Annotated in this window: 3 protein-coding genes; 1 reads left to right on the top strand and 2 read right to left on the bottom strand. The window is 65.9% G+C overall.

Annotated features, from left to right (window positions below; genetic code table 11):
- Nucleotides 1-95 precede the first annotated feature (95 nt).
- Together G3N99_RS38205 and G3N99_RS38200 are read right to left on the bottom strand one after the other, a co-directional pair.
- Nucleotides 96-557, bottom strand: coding sequence for a hypothetical protein (locus tag G3N99_RS38205; protein WP_206124965.1), 462 nt, complete (start codon nt 555-557; stop codon nt 96-98).
- Between the two features lie 28 nt (nt 558-585).
- Nucleotides 586-996 carry an acyl-CoA thioesterase gene (locus G3N99_RS38200; protein WP_039354887.1) on the bottom strand — a complete coding sequence of 137 codons (411 nt, stop codon included), beginning with the start codon at nt 994-996 and terminating at the stop codon, nt 586-588.
- Between the two features lie 380 nt (nt 997-1376).
- Between G3N99_RS38200 and G3N99_RS38195 the strand changes: the two genes are divergently transcribed.
- A complete protein-coding gene (locus G3N99_RS38195; protein WP_206124964.1) occupies nt 1377-2489 on the top strand; it encodes a 3-deoxy-7-phosphoheptulonate synthase in 1113 nt (370 codons plus the stop codon).
- Nucleotides 2490-2673 lie beyond the last annotated feature (184 nt).

Genomic DNA, 2673 nt, shown 5'->3' with positions numbered 1-2673 from the left:
CCGGGCGCATCGCCGTGGGCGTCGAGCAACGCACCGAGCACCTGACCGCCCAGATCGCCGGCCGGGATGTGCTCGGCCGCATCCGCCGCGATGGTTTACGGCGTGCGCTCGGACACCTCGTCGCGTTCGGGCCGCCGCCATCCGTTGCGCAGGTCGCGCCATCGCACGACCAGGCCGCAGAACAGCCCGCCGCCCGGCACGGTTGCGTCGTCGCACGGCTCCGCCGTGTCGCCGGGCGTCGCGCACTGCGTGACCCAGCTCGCGAACTCGAGCAGCGACGCGTCATGAGCGAGCGTCGCCGCATCGAGCGCGACGGTCACACCGGCATCCCGCAAGCGCCCGAGCAGCGGCCGCACGCCATCGTGCGCGCCCCCGCATGGCTGCAGCAGCACCTCGAGTTCATCCTCGTGACGATCGACGAGTGCACGGTGCCGCTCGAGCGCGGCCGGCTCGAGCAACGCCTGCGCGGCATGCCGGACGATGACGATCGCGCGATCGTCGCGACGCTCGACGATCGCACCGATCCGGCGCCGGGCGCGCGCCACCACGGCGCTCACGTGTCGCTCCCGAAATGGCGCGCGCGCATCACAGCGAACCCTGGAATTCGAGCACGCGTGCCTTGAACTCGTCGGGCACGGCCTGCGTCGTGTTGTTCGCGTAATCGAACATCACGTGCGTCGACATGCCGCGCGCAACGATGGTCTGGTCGTCGCGCTCCATCAGGTGTTCGAGATCGAAGCTCTTGCTGCCGAAGCGCACGATGCTCGACCGGATCGTCAGGTTGTCGCCGAATTGCGCCGGTGCGAGGTACTCGCACTGCGTCTTCACCATGATGTGCGGCAGCTTCTCGCTCCGCGGCAGGCCGAGGAGATCGAACATGTAGCTGAGGTACGAATGCTGCAGATAGTCGTAATAGACGGGACTGCTCACATGCCCCATCGAATCCGTATCGCGATACTTGACGTGAATGGGCGTTTCGTAATGGCGTTTCGACATGGTGATTCTCCGCAATGACTGGGTTGATTTATTTATTTGATCCCGATTGGCCTATCGGGAGTCGAAAAATTAATCTAACACCTATCGAGGCGCCACTATCAGAACGAATAGCGAACCATCGCGGAAGCCTCTCGCTCCGCGATTTCAGCGCGGATAATTGCGCCTGAATGCTTCGTTGAAAATCGAATTTCAAGCCCGCCTGGCATCTCAAAAACAGGCAAGGCCGATACCTCAATTCCGGACGACTTGCTTATTTCTGCAATTCATAAGGTTATGAATTAGAAACTGGTAAATATGTTAGTTGCGCATGGAAAGAGCCATTCAATACAGTCGCGCTGTAGTAAAAAATCCACCGAATTATCGACAGGAGGGCAGTCCCCATGCATGCGAATACCTGGACGACGAACCGTGACGCCGTGCTGCATTTGCCGTCCCCCGCGGATCTGGCCGGCGCGCTACAACCGGCATTGCGCGCGTCGCGCACGGTTCATCTGGCTCGCCGAGCGATCGTCGACGTGTTGAACGGCACCGACGACCGTCTCGTGGTCATCGCCGGCCCGTGCTCGGTGCACGACCCGGCCGCGGCGCGCGACTATGCGGCGCGGCTCGCGCTGCAACGCGCGCGTTTCGCGGACGAACTGGAAATCGTGATGCGCGTGTACTTCGAGAAGCCGCGCACGACGGTCGGCTGGAAGGGGCTCATCAACGATCCGCTGCTGGACGGCAGCGAACGGATCGACGCGGGCCTGCACACGGCCCGCGCGCTGCTGTGCGACATCAACGGGGCGGAGATGCCGGCGGCGACCGAGTTCCTCGATCCGCTGTCGCCGCGCTACCTGGCCGACCTGGTCGCCTGGGGGGCGATCGGCGCACGCACCGTGGAATCGCAGGTGCATCGCGAGCTGGCGTCGTCGCTTCCGATCCCGATCGGCTTCAAGAACGGCACCGACGGCAACGTCCAGGTGGCCGTCGATGCGATGTGCGCGGCCGCACGCCCGCATCGCTTCCTGTCGGTCGATACGGGCGGCCGGCTATGCGCGACGGCTTCGCCCGGCAATCCGCATACGCACGTCGTGCTGCGCGGCGGGCGCGAGCCGAATTTCGACGCGGCCGCCGTGAATGCCACATGCGAGCGCATGGCGGCCGCGCAATGCGCCCCGCGCGTGATGATCGATGTCAGCCACGGCAACAGCCGCCGCCAGTTCCGCAACCAACTGGGGGTCGGCACGGCCGTCGCCGCGCAGATTGCCACTGGCGACACGCGCATCGTCGGCGTGCTGATCGAGTCGAACCTGATCGAAGGGCGCCAGGATCTCGTGCCCGGCATGCCGCTGCGCTACGGCCAGAGCATCACCGATGCGTGCCTGTCGTTCGCCGATACCACGCAGCTTCTCGAGACGCTCGCCTACGCGGTGCGGGCGCGACGGCGAGGCCATGCGCCGGCGCCGGACCTCGAGTTCGCGCACGAACCGCTGCTCGCGTGCTGCGCGTGAGCGGCCCGGCGCGGCACGGTCAGATTTCGGCCTCGTCGTAGATCCGCGTCGCATCGCCGGCCCACGCGTCGCGATAGCGGGCGAGCCAGTGCTCGGCCTGGGTCGGCGCACCGGCGACGATCGCGTCGAGCGGCGCGAGATACACGGATTCGTCGCCGCCGGCCGCGTCCCTGCGCGCCCGCCA

This window comes from Burkholderia sp. Ac-20392, from assembly GCF_017104585.1.
Taxonomy (GTDB): Bacteria; Pseudomonadota; Gammaproteobacteria; order Burkholderiales; family Burkholderiaceae; genus Burkholderia; species Burkholderia lata.
This window is presented reverse-complemented; position numbering and strand designations above follow the sequence as displayed.